Genomic DNA, 17,285 nt, shown 5'->3' with positions numbered 1-17,285 from the left:
GATTGTTAGATTTTTGGACAATTCATAATTCATACTTCATAATTCACAACTACAATGAACTATATCTCCATACAAAACATAGATTCACTCGATAAATGGGTGAAACAAGCATTGAAAATCAAGAAAAAACCACTTAAAAATAAAAAACTGGGTAAGAACAAAACCTTAGGATTGTTGTTTTTTAATTCCAGTTTGAGAACACGTTTGAGTACACAAAAAGCAGCTTTGAATTTAGGAATGAACGTGATGGTAATGAATTTTACCAGCGAAGGTTGGACATTAGAATTTGAAGATGGAGCCATCATGAACTCCGGTGCTTCGGAACATATTAAAGAAGCGGCAGCAGTTGTTTCTCAATATTGCGATATTATTGCTATCAGGGCCTTTGCCGGATTGGTAGACAAAGAAAAAGACAATGCCGAAACCGTACTTTCAGGTTTCTTAAAATATGCCACGGTGCCAATTGTTAATATGGAAAGTGCCACAGGACATCCGTTACAATCGCTAGCCGATGCAATTACAATGGCCGAACACAAAACAGAACACCGTCCAAAAGTAGTTTTGACTTGGGCTCCACATCCTAAAGCGTTACCTCAGGCAGTTGCTAATTCCTTTGTGCAAATGATGCAGTTACAAGATGCGGACTTTGTAATTACGCATCCGAAAGGGTACGAATTGAATCCTGAAATCACAAAAGATTCCAAGATTGAATACGACCAAGACAAAGCTTTCGAAAACGCCGATTTTATTTATGCCAAAAACTGGAGCAATTATAACGAGTATGGTCAGATTACAAATTCAGATCCAAATTGGACTGTAACTGCCGACAAAATGAAACTGACTAATAATGCTAAATTCATGCACTGTTTGCCAGTAAGACGTAACGTAGTTGTAACGGATGAAGTGATCGACAGTGAAAATTCCATTGTTATCGAACAAGCCAATAATAGAACCTATGCCGCACAATTAGTGTTGCAAAAAATATTGGAAAATGGAAAATAAAAAACCCGTAACTCTAATAAAAATTGGAGGAAACATTATTGACAACCCAACGGAATTAAAACAATTTTTATCTGATTTTTCTCAGATTGAAGGCTATAAAGTACTCGTTCATGGCGGTGGAAAATCAGCTAGCAAAATGGCCGAAAGTATTGGTTTAGTTCCTCAAATGATTGATGGAAGACGCATTACCGATGCCGCTATGCTTGATGTAGTTGTGATGATTTATGCAGGTCAAATCAATAAAAATATTGTTGCTCAATTACAAGCCAATTCCAACAATGCGATGGGATTTTCCGGTGCGGATGGAAATTTAATTCTATCGGATAAAAGAAACCATCCTACTATCAATTACGGTTTTGTGGGCGATGTGAAAAAAGTAAACACACAATTATTGGAAACGTTGCTTTCAACGAGTATAGTTCCTGTATTTTGCGCGATAACACACGATGGAAAAGGACAATTATTAAACACGAATGCCGATACCATTGCTAGCGAATTAGCAATTGCTTTATCAGAATTTTTTGATGTCACTTTGAATTATTGTTTCGAAAAACCCGGCGTTTTATATAATGCCGAAGATGATGCATCCGTAATTGAGAACATAAATCAAGAATTATATTCCAATTTAAAAGCTGAAGGCGCCATACATTCTGGTATGATTCCTAAATTAGACAACTGTTTCAATAGTTTATCCAAAGGAGTTCAAAAAATAAAAATTGGTCATCACAGGATGTTGCAAGATAAAACGGCGTTGTACACTACAATTACACTATGAAGAGTATAGAAATCCTTACACAAGAAGCCATTTCGTTATTAAAAGCAATGATTGTAACGCCTTCATTTTCAAGTGAAGAAGACCAAACAGCACTTTTAATCGAAAATTGGTTTAGACAAAATAATATCCCTTTCGAAAGAGAGAATAATAATATTTGGGCTTTCAATAAGAATTTTGATAAAACCAAGCCAACACTTTTACTCAATTCGCATCACGATACCGTAAAACCAAACCAAGGCTATACCAACGATCCTTTTGAAGCTATAGTAAAAGACGGGAAGTTATTTGGATTGGGAAGTAATGATGCGGGTGGTTGTTTGGTTTCACTTTTAGCCACTTTTGTACATTTTTATTCGAATGAAAATCTGCCTTACAATATTGTAATGGTAGCTTCAGCCGAGGAAGAAAGCAGCGGAAAAAATGGATTAAACAGCGTATTGAAACATTTACCGGAACTGGAATGTGCCATTGTGGGAGAACCTACTTTGATGCAATTGGCCGTAGCCGAAAAAGGGTTATTGGTATTGGATGTCATCGTAAAAGGTACTGCCAGTCATGCAGCACACAACAATCCTGACAATCCTATTTACAATGCGATACCCGTTATTGAATGGTTTAACAGCTATCAATTCGAAAAAATATCGGCGGTTTTAGGTCCCGTAAAAATGACCGTAACACAAGTATCTGCTGGAAAACAACACAATGTAGTTCCTGCGGAATGTCATTTGGTTGTCGATATTCGCGTTAATGATTGTTACAGCAATCCCGAAATTTTAGAAACTGTAAAAAGACATTTGACCGCCGAAGTCAATCCGCGTTCCATGCATTTGAATGCGTCATCGATTCCTGTTGCACACGAATTAGTACAAGCCGGAATCGCACTGGGTAGAATCACGTACGGCTCGCCTACCCTCTCGGATCAATCGGTTTTGAGTTGTAAATCGTTAAAATTAGGACCTGGAGAAACCCTGCGGTCTCATTCAGCAGATGAATTTATATTTATAAACGAAATAGAAGAAGGAATTCAATTGTATATCAAAATACTAACTGATTTTTTCAAACAATAAAATAATTTGGAGCTAATCCCGCTATTCGTTGCAATCTTTTATTTTTTTAAAGAAAAAAAATAAAAGGATTTCCACTGCTATCGGGGCTAATCTAACAGTCTAAAAATCTAATTATCCATATATGAAACTTTGGGAAAAAGGAATACCAACCGATAAACAAATCGAACATTTCACTGTTGGAAACGACAGAGAACTGGATTTAGTGCTGGCCAAATACGATGCTTTAGGCTCTATTGCTCATGCCAAAATGTTGCACCAAATCGGGCTTTTGACAACTTCTGAAACGGATTCTTTAGTGCTGGCCTTAGAAGATATTATTATTGATGCCGAAAAAGGGCATTTCGAAATCGAAGATAGTTTTGAAGACGTACATTCTAAAATCGAGTATCTGTTAACGGTAAAATTAGGCGATGCCGGAAAAAAAATCCATACTGCCCGTTCCCGTAACGACCAAGTTTTAGTAGACGTTAATTTATACCTGAAAGATGTCGTTGGAGCATTTAAAGAGCAAGTAAAAGCATTGTTCGATTTGCTTATGGAATCAGCCGAAAAACACCAAAATATTTTATTACCAGGCTACACACACCTTCAAATTGCAATGCCGTCTTCTTTTGGAATGTGGTTTTCCGCTTACGCCGAAACTTTAATTGATGATATAACGATGTTGAATGCGGCTTTGAAAATAGTAGACCAAAACCCTTTGGGTTCGGCTGCAGGTTATGGAAGTTCCTTCCCTATCAACAGAACATTCACTACAGCCGAATTGGGTTTTGAAACCTTAAAATTCAATTCGGTTGCGGCACAAATGAGCCGTGGAAAATCAGAAAAAACGGTTGCATTTGCTATGAGCAGCGTGGCGGCAACTTTGGCAAAATTCTCGATGGATGTTTGTTTGTATATGAGTCAGAATTTTGATTTTATCACTTTACCTTCGCATCTTACAACAGGTTCGAGCATAATGCCACACAAGAAAAACCCGGATGTTTTTGAATTGATTCGTGGAAAATGCAACAAAATTCAAGCATTGCCTTATGAAATCACTTTAATCACCAACAACCTACCAAGCGGATATCACAGGGATTTACAATTGCTGAAAGAAGGATTATTTCCAGCGATTCAAAGCCTGAAGGCCTGCTTGGACATTGCCATTTTTGCCATTAAAGACATTAAGGTAAAAGAACATATTTTAGACGATAAAAAATATAATTATTTATTTACGGTAGATTCCTTAAACGAAATGGTGGTAGCAGGAATGCCTTTTAGAGATGCGTATAAAATCGTTGCTGAGCAATTAGAAAACGGCACATTTCAATCGCCAAAAGAGACAAAACATACGCATGAAGGAAGTATTAACAACCTTTGTTTGGATGCCATAAAAAAGAAAATGAACGATTCTTATTAATTCAAAACCAAAATAATTGTTACACAAAAATCCATCAGCCGCGACTGATGGATTTTTTTATATACCAAATTTAAACTGTTGTTTCTTATACCTTTGTACTTAATTCTTCCGCATCAATATCGCTATGCGAAACATTGTAAATGGCTTTTCCGTCTTTAATTAAAATCAATTGCGGGGACTGATGCATTACACCAAATTGATCCGCAATAGCATTAGAAATAGCTCTATATGCTATTAAATCTAAAAAATAAGGCGTAACTTTATCTGAGCTATTAAACTCATTTTCAAACTGTTTCAGTGCCATCCTACTTACACTGCATCGGGTACTGTGTTTAAAAATGGCTACCGGTTTTTCATTCGAAATAGCAATAATTTCATTCAGTTGCCCTAAATCGGTTAGTTCATTCCAGTTGATTTTGGTTTCTTTTAAATCCTTATCGTCTGAACTATTAAAAATATTTTTAAAAAAACTCATAATTGTCTTATTTTAAGACAATTTGACTTTAAAATATGATAACAATCATGAAATTTCCGTCAATTTGTCTGTATTATTGTATTGGAATATCTATTGAATATTAATTTACAAAGTTAGTCAAATAACCCAAAAATAATATCCCATCATGAACATAAATAAATTTACTATCAAATCCCAGGAAGCCATTCAGCTTTCTCAACAATTGGCGCAAAGCCACGGGCAGCAACAAATAGAGAACGAACATATTTTCAAGGCTATTTTTGAAGTCGATGAAAATGTGGCTCCTTTTATTTTGAAAAAACTGAATGTAAATGTGCCCTTGTTTCTTCAAATATTAGACAGTACAATTCAGAGTTTTCCGAAAGTTTCCGGTGGCGAAATTATGCTTTCTAGAACTGCTAACACAACACTAAACGAGGCCGAGATTATTGCCAAAAAAATGAATGATGAATTTGTTTCTGTGGAGCATTTAATTTTAGCCATTTTTGATTCTAAAACAAAGGCTGCTCAAATATTAAAAGATCAGGGAGTAACTGGAAAAGGATTAAAAGCCGCCATAGAAGAATTGCGAAAAGGAGAACGAGTGACTTCGGCATCTGCCGAAGAAACCTATAATTCTTTAAATAAATACGCCAAAAACCTAAACGAATTAGCCCGTGCCGGAAAACTAGATCCCGTTATTGGTCGTGATGAGGAAATTCGACGCGTATTACAAATTCTAACCCGAAGAACTAAAAACAACCCAATGCTCGTGGGAGAACCAGGAGTGGGAAAAACCGCCATTGCCGAAGGATTAGCACATCGAATTGTAGATGGAGATGTTCCTGATAATCTGAAAGATAAAATCGTGTATTCCCTTGATATGGGAGCGTTGATTGCCGGCGCTAAATACAAAGGGGAATTTGAAGAACGATTAAAATCCGTGGTGAAAGAAGTGACTTCTGCCGAAGGTGATATTGTTTTATTCATTGACGAAATCCATACACTCGTGGGAGCCGGTGGAGGCGAAGGCGCTATGGATGCGGCTAATATTCTGAAACCGGCGTTGGCTCGTGGAGAACTTCGCGCCATTGGAGCCACAACATTGGACGAATATCAAAAATATTTTGAAAAAGACAAAGCACTCGAAAGACGTTTCCAAAAAATAGTGGTCGAAGAACCGGATACCGAAAGTGCTATTTCTATTTTACGTGGAATTAAAGAAAAATACGAAACCCATCATAAAGTCCAAATCAAAGACGACGCTATTATTGCCGCTGTCGAACTATCGCAACGATATATTACCAATCGTTTTCTTCCGGACAAAGCGATTGATTTAATGGATGAAGCAGCTTCGAAACTGCGAATGGAAATCAATTCGAAACCGGAGGAACTGGATGTTTTGGATCGAAAAATCATGCAATTGGAAATTGAAATTGAAGCCATTAAACGAGAAAAAGACGAAAGCAAACTCAAAGTTTTGGGTATGGATTTGGCGAATCTCAAAGAAGATCGCAACGAAATCTACGCCAAATGGAAATCAGAGAAAGATGTAGTCGATAACATTCAAAGCGTAAAAACGGAAATTGAAGACTTCAAATACGAAGCCGAACGTGCCGAACGTGATGGTGATTATGGAAAAGTAGCCGAAATTCGGTACGGTAAAATCAAGGAAGCACAAGAACGTTTGGCAATTTTACTCCAGGAATTGCAAGAAAACCAATCTGGAACTTCGTTGATAAAAGAAGAAGTTACGCGGGAAGACATTGCCGAAGTCGTAGCCAAATGGACTGGAATTCCGGTTATGAAAATGCTTCAGGGCGAACGAGAAAAACTACTAAAATTGGAAGATGAATTGCATCACAGAGTCGTAGGACAGGAAGAAGCCATTCAGGCGGTAAGTGATGCCGTACGCCGAAGCCGCGCCGGATTACAGGATATGAAAAAACCGGTGGGAACCTTTCTTTTCCTTGGCACAACAGGTGTTGGTAAAACCGAATTGGCAAAAGCCTTGGCCGAATACCTGTTTGATGATGAAAATGCGATGACGCGTATTGACATGAGCGAGTACCAAGAACGCCACAGTGTGAGCCGTTTGGTGGGTGCGCCTCCGGGATATGTGGGTTATGATGAAGGAGGACAATTGACCGAAGCCGTTCGTAGAAAACCCTATTCCGTTATTTTATTGGATGAGATTGAAAAAGCGCATCCTGACACCTTTAATATCTTACTACAAGTTTTGGATGAAGGACGTTTAACCGATAACAAAGGACGTCTTGCCGATTTTAAAAACACAATTATCATCATGACTTCTAATATGGGAAGCCAGATTATTCAGGAGAAATTCGAAAATCTAAAAGGAAGTGTGGAAGCCGCCACCGAATTGGCAAAAGTCGAAGTGCTGGGATTATTGAAACAAACAGTTCGTCCTGAATTCATCAATCGTATTGATGAAATCGTAATGTTCACGCCATTGACTAATGAAAATATTGCTCAAATTGTAGGGTTGCAACTGAAAAATGTGACCAAAATGCTGGCGCAACAAGGCATTACGATGGACGCAACTCCGGAAGCCATTGCTTATTTATCCGAAAAGGGATATGATCCACAATTTGGAGCGAGACCCGTAAAAAGAGTGATTCAAAGAGACGTTCTCAATGAATTATCCAAAGAAATTCTATCTGGGAAAATAACTACAGACAGCATTGTTTTGATTGATGCATTTGATGGGAAACTCGTTTTTAGAAATCAAAGCGAGTTAGCTTCTTAATCAGAATAATTTAAAAATAATGAAAAGCATCAGTTGAAAGACTGGTGTTTTTTTTATGTCATCTTATTTTTTTTAGGAGCAGACGATTTTGTTTTTCATCACGTGTTCTCCCGCTGTCCGCAGTATCTTTTTTTAAACGCAACCCTAACCCAGTTCAAAACTTTAATAAGGTTAAAAGCGTTTATAAAAAAGGATACTTGCTTCCATCGGGACTAAGTGACAACAACCTTTTTCTAGAATAAAATTTTGATAAACAAACTGCTTCGGTAAAGATTAAATCTTTTATCACCTCTTTCCAAATGACGACAGTGATTAATATTTGTAGTATATTGTTTATATATTAGCAGAACTATAAAAAAGCTAATTTATGGTGTAGTAATGATATGTGCCGAGCCGATGGCTCTTTGTGATGCTGGACTTCCTATGTCAACTGGACTAAAGTCCAGCCTTACAAAATAGATCGAGCCGATGGCTCTCAGACGTATATAAAAGTTCTATAGGAACGGTACATATTCTAGCAACGAATTTTAATCCGTTAATGTTAAAAAAAAACGCATACAAAAGTTCCATAGGAACGGCACCTATTGTAGCAACGGATTTTAATCCGTTGATCTAAATAAAAACGAACACAGATTCATCTAAAATATAAAAATGGCAAATACCTATCATCAAGTTTACATTCAAGTAGTTTTTGCAGTAAAGTATCGAGAAGCCGTAATTAGTAAGGAATGGAAATCTATTTTAATGGGCGTAATTGGTAATTTGATTAATGAAACTGGGTGCAAAACCATTATTATTAATAGTGTTGAAGATCACGTACATTGTTTCTTGGGATTGAAACCAGTAGTTTCTATTTCAGAATTGATGAAAACCGTTAAAGCAAAATCATCCAAATATATCAATGACCATCAACTGACAAAATCACGATTTGAATGGCAGGAAGGTTACGGAGTTTTTTCGTATAGCCATTCCCAAGTTGGTACTGTTTATAAATACATTGCCAATCAAGAAGAGCATCATAAGAAACAAACCTTCAAAGAGGAATATTTGGCGTTTTTAGAAAAGTTTGAAGTGCCGTTTGATGAAAGGTATATTTTTGAACATTTGATATGACCCGCTATACCAAGTCTCCCAATTTCATACCCACTACTACATTAAAAAAACAATATCCCTATCTTTGGATATGATATCCAAACAAGAATCGAAATGCTGAATTTTTCGATTCTTATAAAAATAAAAAAATGAAATTTAAAGGAATTATTTTTGATTTAGACGGAACATTAGTGAATTCATTGGAAGATATTGCAGATGCTATGAATAGTGTCCTTCAAGGCCTCAAATTCCCTACTCACAGTTATGATGCTTATCAATATTTTATTGGCAGCGGTCTAAGAAATTTGGTCAGTAAAGCCTTGCCGGCAACCCATAATAATGTAACACAAATTGATCAGTGTTACCAGTTAATGTTTGGAGTATATCGTGATAATTGTACGCATAAAACAAAAGCCTATGATGGGATTTTCGAATTATTAGACGAATTAAAATCACGCAATATAAAACTAAGTGTGTTCTCGAATAAAGCAGATGACCTGACAAAGGAAATTATGGCAGCCCTATTTCCTGATTATTTTAATCCAATATTGGGTTTGACCACAGAATCACTAAAAAAACCAAATCCGTTTAAAACAGTAGAAATAAGTAAGCACTTTGGACTAAAAGCCGAAGAAATTATTTTCATAGGCGATTCCGGTATTGATATGCAAACGGCAACGAATGCCAAGATGCATGCCGTAGGGGTTTCATGGGGCTATAGACCCGAAGCAGAATTACTTTCAAATGGAGCAAAACATGTATTAAACCAACCGGCTGATTTAATTGCTATTTTATAATTATTCTCCAAAAAAGTAAAATGCGTAATCCCTTTAGTTTATAGCTGCAATTTCACAAGTTGAAACGTGAATAATTGGAAAATTACACGAATTGGCTATAAAACAGAGTTGGTTTGCTTTTTTATGCAAGCTAAGCGCCTCAGCAATTTTTTCGTTGTTGCTGATCCGAACTTTAGGATTTAGTTTAATTGCAATAAAACGGCCGCTACCATCTGCCAAAACCTCCAGAGTTGCCTCCGCTTCATCTGTATAGGATACCACGTCGATACCATTTTGTTTACAAACATATAAATACGACATCATGTGACAGGAAACTACACTACTTAATAAAAGGTCTTCAGGATTATACAAAGCAGGATTCCCTTTGAAAGCTTTAGCAGCCGAAACATTTAAAACGGCCTTACCGTCAATCGTTATGGTATGACTTTTAGTATACGTCGCTGCTTCCTTTTTAGAAAAAAGCCAATCTAATTTAGCTTTAAATACATGTTTGAATCCCATATTATTTTTTTTCAAAAGTAATTAAAAACAGTACTGCTATTACCGAAAGGTTTTGGGTAAAAAGTAACTAAAAATTCACTCGTTTTATAAATAGAGTAAATCAAAAAGTAGTAGCTTCGCAACAATAAACAAACAAAACGCGTTAATCAAATTTTGGCAAAGCAATTCCAAAAGCAACGCAGTTTCTAAAACAATCAAAATGGCATCAGGTTTTTTCGCACTATTAGATGATATAGCAGCAATTATGGATGATGTTGCAGTAATGAGTAAAATTGCAGCTAAAAAAACGGCTGGTATTTTAGGCGATGATTTAGCCGTAAATGCCGAGAAAGCTTCTGGATTTATCTCTTCAAGAGAGCTCCCCGTATTATGGGCAATCGCAAAAGGTTCTTTCCTTAATAAAGTAATCATATTACCCATCGCCTTTCTGCTGAGTGCTTTTTTTCCTGTAGCTGTAATCATAATCTTAGTGCTTGGCGGGCTTTATTTAGCTTACGAAGGTGCCGAAAAAATATACGAGTACTTCTTTCCGCATGAACATGCAAAGCACGAAATATCGTTGGAACCGATGACCGAAGAACAAATTTTAACTTTCGAAAAGGGAAAAATAAAATCAGCCATCGTCACTGATTTTATTTTATCCGTAGAGATCGTAATTATTGCGCTAGGTACCGTTATTGGAAAACCCATTACATCACAAATACTTGTTGTATCTATCATTGCAATAATCGCAACAGTTGGTGTTTACGGCATTGTAGCTTTAATCGTCCGAATGGATGAAGCAGGTTTAAAACTGATTCAACTGAGTTCCAAAGAGCATAGTTTTACAAAAACGATCGGTACTATTCTAGTGCAAGCACTGCCAAAGGTCATCAAAAGTTTATCCGTAATAGGAACTATCGCTTTATTATTAGTGGCTGGTGGAATATTCGTTCATGAAATTCCGTTCCTACACGATATACTACCACAAATACCATCCATTATAACTGAATTTATAATCGGCCTTGTATTCGGGGGAATTGTTTTGGGAATTGTAACCCTGTTCAAAAAGATCATTGGCAAAAAATAAGCCGTAATTGAATACACTTTAGCTGTATAATTTAAAAACTAGGAGAACATCAGTCGAAAGACTGGTGTTTTTTTATGACTTTTTAGGAGCAGAACATTTATAATTTTTCAAGACGAGTTGTCCCGCTGTCCGCAGTATCTTTTTATAAGCGCAACCCTGTCGGGTTACATTTATAAAAAAGGATACTTCCTCCCATCAGGGCTATTTGACAACGAGTTTTTTCCAGAATAAAGTTTTCAAAAAAAGTGCTTTGATAAAGAATTAAATCTTTAATCAATCATTTCTAAATGAAAAACTATTTTAAAAATTTGTAGTATATTGACTATATGATAGCTAAACTACAAAAAGGCTATTATGGCACAACACAACTTTATCTGAGCGGACTGAAACCATTTTATAGTTGTATAAAAAAGTTAAATGCAAATACTAAATACCTCAAAAGTGATAATCAAGAAAACATAGTACATATTAGGAAATGGAATTACTTTCAAGGGTAATGAAATTGAAATATTGTCATATTTAAAAATTAGAAAGGTTAACAAATTGTCCGTTTTTGACCTAGCAGCTTTGGGGGCGAAAGGTTTTAATCAGTGTTCACTAATTGAACCATTTTATCATCTAAAAAACAATTTTTACATTGTAAGTTCTGATAACGAATCAAGTTTTGGGTATGATATTTTAAATAGACTTAGCTATTAAATACATTATTAGTTCTAAGAAAAAAAACTAGCATCAGTTCTATTACTCTTCTCGACCAATCTTGGAACAAATTAAAGAACGTTGATGATGTAAAAGCTACCATGTTAAAATGTAAAAAATTGAAAGTCTGAATGAATTAAATGTTGACAAAGAAGATATCAAATGGATAAAAGACTAGTATGAAAATGCAAATACTTTAGCTTTTGAATTTGAAAAATTCAGGTATGTACTTCAAGTAATCAACTATTGGAGATACTGTGTAGATGTTAAAAGGGCAATAGCAATCTTATATGAAAGAGGAGTTTAGAAAATTAAAAAAATCAAGGAGATTAAAAAATCATATGGATTACGCTCTAAGGTTGTTCATCGTTCAAATTTAAAAGATTCTGATATGGAGACAGCTATAGTTAAATCTTTCAAATTACTTACTGAATTGATAGTATATATGATAGAAAGGAACAAAATATTAAACGATGATTACTTTCAAACCGCATTATTTAAATAAAAAAAATTATGCCAAAAGCAGCAGCAACAAATACTAGAAAATAAGATTTAGCAGAGGATTAGGGTAATTTATTAATCAATTATATTTCCTGTTTTTGAAATCCACTGATTCTCAATTCCCCAGTTTTTATTAGGGAATTCCCCAGTTTCAATGATTAGGGTACCACCATTGCTAATCTCTTCCTGTGTCAACCAATTTCTAAATAAAGACTGACCGTTTAAACGAGCCGATTGAATATAAAAGTGATCTTTATCATAATTACGAACTTTAATATGAAATGATTTTCCGTTTTCCCAATTCAATTTTACAGACTCAAAGATTGGAGCCGTTAAATAGTAAATGGGGCTTCCAATATTTGCAGGAGAGAGCCCTATACTTCGCATCACAAACCAGGAGGACATTGTACCAGCATCATCATCCATGGTGCGCAAATAGGCTTTGGGTTCATTCTTATAAATTCTTCCAATATAGGAATCAATCCCTTTACTATTATCATTAAAATAAGCTTGAACGACCGTATCCAACAGAATATTCCGAAACAATTTTTGTGATTTCCAGGGTTGGGAACTCGCATTATAGAGTCCCGGAACTTGCAAGTCCGGTTGATTTGCATGATTGTAATTGTCCTCTGCAAAAAATTGATCCAATTGCCTTAAAAAAGGAGTTTCGCCTCCTATTAATTTTTTTAGACCCAACACATCAAAAGGAACAAACCACCGATACTGCCATACAGTGCCCTGATACATTCCGCGAGCGGGCATTTTATCAATATCTTTCTGGGATAAATCAGCGAAATCTTTTTCCCAATAGTGTTTGTATTCTAACGCTTTATTCAAATACTTGGCACTCAACAAAGGGTCTTTGGTGATTTTCAGGATTTCAGAAAGCGCCCAACTATCATAAGAAGATTCCAAAGCCTTATCTGGCGTATTGTATTCTAATCGATCTACTTCCGCAATTAAGGAATCTTTAATGGCATTAAAATCGATTGGATATCCTTTTTTATAGCCATCCAATAAAACAACAATTGCATGTTCTGTGCGGACTGTTGGTGAGGATTCGTGCTTTGTTGCCCAATTATTTTTCCCATACGGATACAAATTAGCAATAGAGCGCACAATGGGGCCAAAACGTTCCGGATAAGCCAGCGAAAGCATAGGCAATTGCTCTCGATAATTATCCCAAATAGCCCAACCGTTGTATGTAAGACTACTGGATTTTTGAATGGAACCGTCAATAGCTTTATAGGTACCATCAGTTTCCGAAACTAAAAACGGCGCTTGTAATCCTCGGTATAAAAGCGAATAGAATAAATCTTCCCGATCTTTTTCGCCACTAACTACTATTCGGTTTAAATGATGATTCCATGCTGCTGTTGTTTGCGCAACCAAATCTTCCAGAGACATAGCTTCTATTTTTGCTTTGGCGTAAGCCGTACTTATTGAAGAAAAACCAACACGAACTTCCATTTCTGTAGCATCCGCAAGGGCAGAAATATGATATTGATGGTTGGCAGTTTTTGTTATCGTTCCCAAATTAGAGAATTCCAACACATAATAAATACGATATATTCCTTTATCACAAGTGGTTTGGGTGTCAATCCAGCCACTGATGTTATTATTTCCTATTTCATGCTCTTCAGCTACAAATCGATTGACAAAAGCGTGCGATAAATCAATATGAAGTCCTGCTCCCTTTCTCGGAAATTCATAACGATGAATTCCAAAATTATGTTTAACACTCATTTGGGCCTGGATTCCATTTTCGAATGCTACCTGATAAAAACCCGGAGAAGCTGATTCTTCTTTCTTTAGTAATAAAGTGCGGGCATCATGATTCAAAATTGGTTTGATTAATAAATTTCCTCCACTTCCCAAACAACCCACTCCTTCCATACGGCTATGGGTAAATCCCAAAAATTCTTTGGCCAGGTGCTCGTAACCCGAATGAATATGAGGATAGGTTTGCGGGCCTATACTCATCATATTGAAGGGAGAAGAAGCAGATGGAGACATTTGTCCATGATCTCCTGAACTGCCCAAAAAAACATTTACTTTTTCTACTGAGGATTCCTCTTGGATACTATTATTTTTCAAAGACTGGCAGGCTACTATCAACAAAGTAAGTCCTAAAAGAAGAATTTTTTTCATGCTATACATTTACGGATCTAAGGGATCAATTGGATTTTGATGCAAGGATTCTATATTGGGTAGGAATTCTAGCGCAGTCGAATTTAGTCTTTTTAAAATAATTGCAGGCAAATAACCCAATTCCTCCATACAACGCACATTAAAGTTTGGATTTCCAACATAATCGCTATGATTCGCATTCGTTACTACAATACTTTTCTTGTCAAGAGGCATTTGATACGCAATCATCAACCTAGTGGCATTGCGCAAATTAGTGGTGGTATGTCTGGCAAAAGGATCAATAATGATATTATCTTCAGGGATATGATACACATCCATCAATTCTTTTTTCATTTCAATCGCCTCACAATAAGCTGCTCGAAAAGGATGGGCATGACCTCCCGAAACAATAATTATAGGAGCTTTCTTTGCTTGATATTCCAATACTCCCAATTGTAAATTTAGTTTTCCAATAGCAGACAAACGGTCTTGATAATTTTCTGGCCCGTTACCCAAAATTAAAATAGAAGCATAATCAAAAGCATCAAAATTAACTTGCTTTAAATGCGCAATAGCCTTTTTGTTCTCCTTTTCCTCCAAAGGTTCGTACCGCGCCACCTCATCCCGATGGTTCAGGTATAAAAGCGACAAACTGAAATCCATACTTTCCTGAAAAAATAATTTTTTTGTTATCACTTTTTTATTGTGAAGAAAATCGGACCACATAAAAACAGAGCCTTTATAAAATTTTAACCGTACATCATAGGAAACAGAATCCATTTTAGCATATTGGGCGGCTTCGCCAAGACCATACACCTTCATAATGCGGTTCATTCCTTTAGCACAAACCTGCCAGGCTTTAAGCAATAATTCGGTATCCGTACTATTTTTAAAATTCTCGTATTTTCCGGAGAGGCGCAAATTATTTTTTACAAAATCTTGCAGAACCTTTTCGTCTTTCATCAAAATTCGAAGTTCTTCATCAATACTTTTGAGTTCTTTGTCTTTAAACAGATAACCTGTAATCAGACAGGAAAGACTGTCTTTACAAGACTTTAGTTTGGAACCAATTTCTTGTTGATGACTCTTAAAAATCGTTTTCAAAACAACATTGTTTTCTAGAAGCTGGCTAACGGCTTTATTATTTTGAATGGCTGTCAACAAATAAAAATTCTTATCCTGAATCATGGATTCTGATTTAGACGGAGAATACCCTAATTCGAATCCTTTTTCTTTTTGGCAGTAACCTGAAATAGAAACCAGCACAAGTACAGTAAAAATTATTTTTTTCATCTTTTTCTATTAAAATTGGGCAATCGTTTCAACTGCCCAATTTATTTTATTTTTTTAAAAACCGCTGTTTTGGGTTACCGTACCTGTTGGCAAGGCATCAATATAGCGTTGTGGTATAGGGAAATATTCATTTTTACCTTTTGTAAATACGGCATTGACCAAATGTGTTCTTCTCGTTTTTTCGACTGATAAATAAGCATTAAGAACAGTATCTGCTTCTCCCCATCGAACTAAATTAAAGAAACGGTGACCTTCCATTGCCAATTCTAAACGGGTTTCCAAATGTACTGCTGCTCTAGCAGTAATTTTATCTGTCCAAATGGCGTTATAAGGTTTAATATTGTAGTTTGCGGCGTTTGCACTTCCATCTAAAGTCTTTACATAAGTTGAGGTAGCAGCACGATTCCGAATTTGATTCACTAGAATTCGCGCCTCATCTATTTTTCCAATTTCTATAGCGGCCTCTGCTCGCCATAAAACAACCTCAGCATATCGAATTATATAATAATTCAAAGCATTTACATAAGGCCAAACGGTTACATGAAAAGCAGATTTAGCTGAAACAATTCTCTTTTTAGGAGCAAAGGCACCATAGGTTGCCAAATCTCTCGCCCAGCTGTCTTGGTACAAAATACCTAAATCTTTATACGGAATTCCTGGACGTCCTATTGTGACATCGATACGTGGATCTACATTGTCACTGGATACAACGTTGATGTTGTTTTCCAATGGTAAACCGTTAGCATCCGTTTTAAAGGCATTTACAAGATTCTGCGTAGGACGGTGAAAACCATATTGAGAATAAAATGGCCCTCCGGGTGCTGATAAACGATCCCCGATACTTCCGTTATAGGAGCTAGGTTGTCCATCTTTTACCGAATGCTGTATTGCAAAAATAACTTCCTTGTTATTGTCATTTTCTGGTAAAAATATTTGCTGAAAATCAGCCAATAAGCCATAATTACTATTCGTTATTTCAGTCGTAGCATCATAAGCCAGTTGCCATTTTTTTTGAAAAACATAACATTTAGCCAGATACGATTTAGCTGCGATCTTGGTTGGTCGTCCTAACTCTGTTTGTGTAACGGGTAGATCAGCATAGGCCATTTGAAAATCGGTTTCTATTTTAGTCCATAATTCATCTGAGCTAAAAGTTGTATTGGATTTGGCGTAATCAGCCACAGTAGCTGCCGTTTCATCAATATACGGGATTCGATTGTATATTTTTTTCAACTCAAAATAAAAATGACCTCTCAAGAATCGCAATTCTGCCATACGTTTGACTTTCAAACTGGCTTCAAAATCAGACGATGCATTTAATAAACGCATGGCTTCATTAGCCCGTTTCACCCCTTCGTAAAGCGCGACCCACTTACGTTCTATATCCAGCGTGGTAGAGTTTTCGTTGTAAATCTCCATTTGGTGAATATTGTTCTGATCTCCAGTTCCTCCCCCGCCTTTATAACTGTCATCCGAAGTGACATCGCCAAAACTCCAATTGGAACTCGGTGAGTTAAGTGCATTCGTGGCTCCGTCAATTTGTCCGTTTAAAACGCTGTACGCAGATATAACAGCGCGTTCTACATTAGCCGGCTTCGTCATTTCGGAAGGATCGACTTCACCATAAGTAACTTCTTCTAGAAATGTATCAGAACAAGAACTCATTTGAAATCCTAAAGCCAGAATAGCTACTATTTTTATTGTGTTTTTTATTCGCATCATTTTTAAAT

At 36.3% G+C, this 17,285-nt stretch carries 13 protein-coding genes; 8 read left to right on the top strand and 5 right to left on the bottom strand.

Annotated features, from left to right (window positions below; translation table 11 throughout):
* Positions 1-54: 54 nt before the first annotated feature.
* From AC0608_RS07545 to argH, 4 genes are all read left to right on the top strand, one after another.
* Positions 55-1,002 carry an N-acetylornithine carbamoyltransferase gene (locus tag AC0608_RS07545; RefSeq protein WP_478288642.1) on the top strand — a complete coding sequence of 316 codons (948 nt, stop codon included), beginning with the start codon at positions 55-57 and terminating at the stop codon, positions 1,000-1,002.
* Positions 992-1,777 carry an acetylglutamate kinase gene (argB, locus tag AC0608_RS07540; RefSeq protein ID WP_478288641.1) on the top strand — a complete coding sequence of 262 codons (786 nt, stop codon included), beginning with the start codon at positions 992-994 and terminating at the stop codon, positions 1,775-1,777. The genes AC0608_RS07545 and argB overlap by 11 nt, the downstream gene beginning before the upstream one ends.
* A complete protein-coding gene (locus AC0608_RS07535) occupies positions 1,774-2,844 on the top strand; it encodes a M20 family metallo-hydrolase (RefSeq protein ID WP_478288640.1) in 1,071 nt (356 codons plus the stop codon). Before argB ends, AC0608_RS07535 begins: the two co-directional genes overlap by 4 nt.
* A 121-nt stretch (positions 2,845-2,965) precedes the next feature.
* Complete coding sequence (gene argH / locus AC0608_RS07530) at positions 2,966-4,246, top strand: argininosuccinate lyase (protein WP_478288639.1); 1,281 nt, start codon at positions 2,966-2,968, stop codon at positions 4,244-4,246.
* 85 nt (positions 4,247-4,331) lie between these two features.
* Here the strand turns inward: argH and ytxJ are convergent, their stop codons facing one another.
* Complete coding sequence (gene ytxJ / locus AC0608_RS07525) at positions 4,332-4,721, bottom strand: bacillithiol system redox-active protein YtxJ (protein ID WP_478288638.1); 390 nt, start codon at positions 4,719-4,721, stop codon at positions 4,332-4,334.
* A gap of 145 nt (positions 4,722-4,866) precedes the next feature.
* On the opposite strand from ytxJ, the gene clpB reads away from it, so the two are divergent.
* From clpB to AC0608_RS07510, 3 genes are all read left to right on the top strand, one after another.
* The gene (gene clpB, locus AC0608_RS07520) at positions 4,867-7,470 is read left to right on the top strand and encodes an ATP-dependent chaperone ClpB (protein WP_478288637.1); all 2,604 of its coding nucleotides are present in this window, start codon (positions 4,867-4,869) and stop codon (positions 7,468-7,470) included.
* A 651-nt stretch (positions 7,471-8,121) separates the two neighbouring features.
* Entirely contained in the window at positions 8,122-8,583 is a 462-nt protein-coding gene (gene tnpA / locus AC0608_RS07515) for an IS200/IS605 family transposase (RefSeq protein ID WP_478288636.1), read from the top strand.
* A 128-nt stretch (positions 8,584-8,711) separates the two neighbouring features.
* Positions 8,712-9,359 carry an HAD family hydrolase gene (locus AC0608_RS07510; protein ID WP_478288635.1) on the top strand — a complete coding sequence of 216 codons (648 nt, stop codon included), beginning with the start codon at positions 8,712-8,714 and terminating at the stop codon, positions 9,357-9,359.
* Positions 9,360-9,392: 33 nt separating this feature from the next.
* Here the strand turns inward: AC0608_RS07510 and AC0608_RS07505 are convergent, their stop codons facing one another.
* A complete protein-coding gene (locus AC0608_RS07505; protein ID WP_478288634.1) occupies positions 9,393-9,860 on the bottom strand; it encodes an OsmC family protein in 468 nt (155 codons plus the stop codon).
* A 199-nt stretch (positions 9,861-10,059) separates the two neighbouring features.
* Between AC0608_RS07505 and AC0608_RS07500 the strand changes: the two genes are divergently transcribed.
* Entirely contained in the window at positions 10,060-10,929 is an 870-nt protein-coding gene (locus AC0608_RS07500) for a DUF808 domain-containing protein (protein ID WP_478288633.1), read from the top strand.
* 1,275 nt (positions 10,930-12,204) lie between these two features.
* Here AC0608_RS07500 and AC0608_RS07495 read toward each other — a convergent pair.
* The 3 genes from AC0608_RS07495 to AC0608_RS07485 are packed head-to-tail and all read right to left on the bottom strand — an operon-like array spanning position 12,205 to position 17,274.
* Positions 12,205-14,283, bottom strand: coding sequence for a glycoside hydrolase domain-containing protein (locus AC0608_RS07495; protein ID WP_478288632.1), 2,079 nt, complete (start codon positions 14,281-14,283; stop codon positions 12,205-12,207).
* Between the two features lie 9 nt (positions 14,284-14,292).
* Positions 14,293-15,555 carry a YdcF family protein gene (locus AC0608_RS07490; protein WP_478288631.1) on the bottom strand — a complete coding sequence of 421 codons (1,263 nt, stop codon included), beginning with the start codon at positions 15,553-15,555 and terminating at the stop codon, positions 14,293-14,295.
* Positions 15,556-15,609: 54 nt separating this feature from the next.
* Positions 15,610-17,274 (bottom strand): RagB/SusD family nutrient uptake outer membrane protein, encoded by a 1,665-nt coding sequence (locus AC0608_RS07485; protein WP_478288884.1) that lies wholly within the window; start codon positions 17,272-17,274, stop codon positions 15,610-15,612.
* Positions 17,275-17,285: the final 11 nt, after the last annotated feature.

The organism is Flavobacterium sp. GNP008 (assembly GCF_056428965.1).
The sequence above is the reverse complement of the archived record's forward strand: the minus strand, read 5'-3'. Positions and strand labels throughout refer to the sequence as shown.

Bases quoted from the DNA above. Each gene is read 5' to 3' on its own strand.
- AC0608_RS07545 (WP_478288642.1), top strand. From the start codon at position 55: ATGAACTATATCTCCATACAAAACATAGATTCACTCGATAAATGGGTG.
- argB (WP_478288641.1), top strand. From the start codon at position 992: ATGGAAAATAAAAAACCCGTAACTCTAATAAAAATTGGAGGAAACATT.
- AC0608_RS07535 (WP_478288640.1), top strand. From the start codon at position 1,774: ATGAAGAGTATAGAAATCCTTACACAAGAAGCCATTTCGTTATTAAAA.
- argH (WP_478288639.1), top strand. From the start codon at position 2,966: ATGAAACTTTGGGAAAAAGGAATACCAACCGATAAACAAATCGAACAT.
- ytxJ (WP_478288638.1), bottom strand. From the start codon at position 4,721: ATGAGTTTTTTTAAAAATATTTTTAATAGTTCAGACGATAAGGATTTA.
- clpB (WP_478288637.1), top strand. From the start codon at position 4,867: ATGAACATAAATAAATTTACTATCAAATCCCAGGAAGCCATTCAGCTT.
- tnpA (WP_478288636.1), top strand. From the start codon at position 8,122: ATGGCAAATACCTATCATCAAGTTTACATTCAAGTAGTTTTTGCAGTA.
- AC0608_RS07510 (WP_478288635.1), top strand. From the start codon at position 8,712: ATGAAATTTAAAGGAATTATTTTTGATTTAGACGGAACATTAGTGAAT.
- AC0608_RS07505 (WP_478288634.1), bottom strand. From the start codon at position 9,860: ATGGGATTCAAACATGTATTTAAAGCTAAATTAGATTGGCTTTTTTCT.
- AC0608_RS07500 (WP_478288633.1), top strand. From the start codon at position 10,060: ATGGCATCAGGTTTTTTCGCACTATTAGATGATATAGCAGCAATTATG.
- AC0608_RS07495 (WP_478288632.1), bottom strand. From the start codon at position 14,283: ATGAAAAAAATTCTTCTTTTAGGACTTACTTTGTTGATAGTAGCCTGC.
- AC0608_RS07490 (WP_478288631.1), bottom strand. From the start codon at position 15,555: ATGAAAAAAATAATTTTTACTGTACTTGTGCTGGTTTCTATTTCAGGT.
- AC0608_RS07485 (WP_478288884.1), bottom strand. From the start codon at position 17,274: ATGCGAATAAAAAACACAATAAAAATAGTAGCTATTCTGGCTTTAGGA.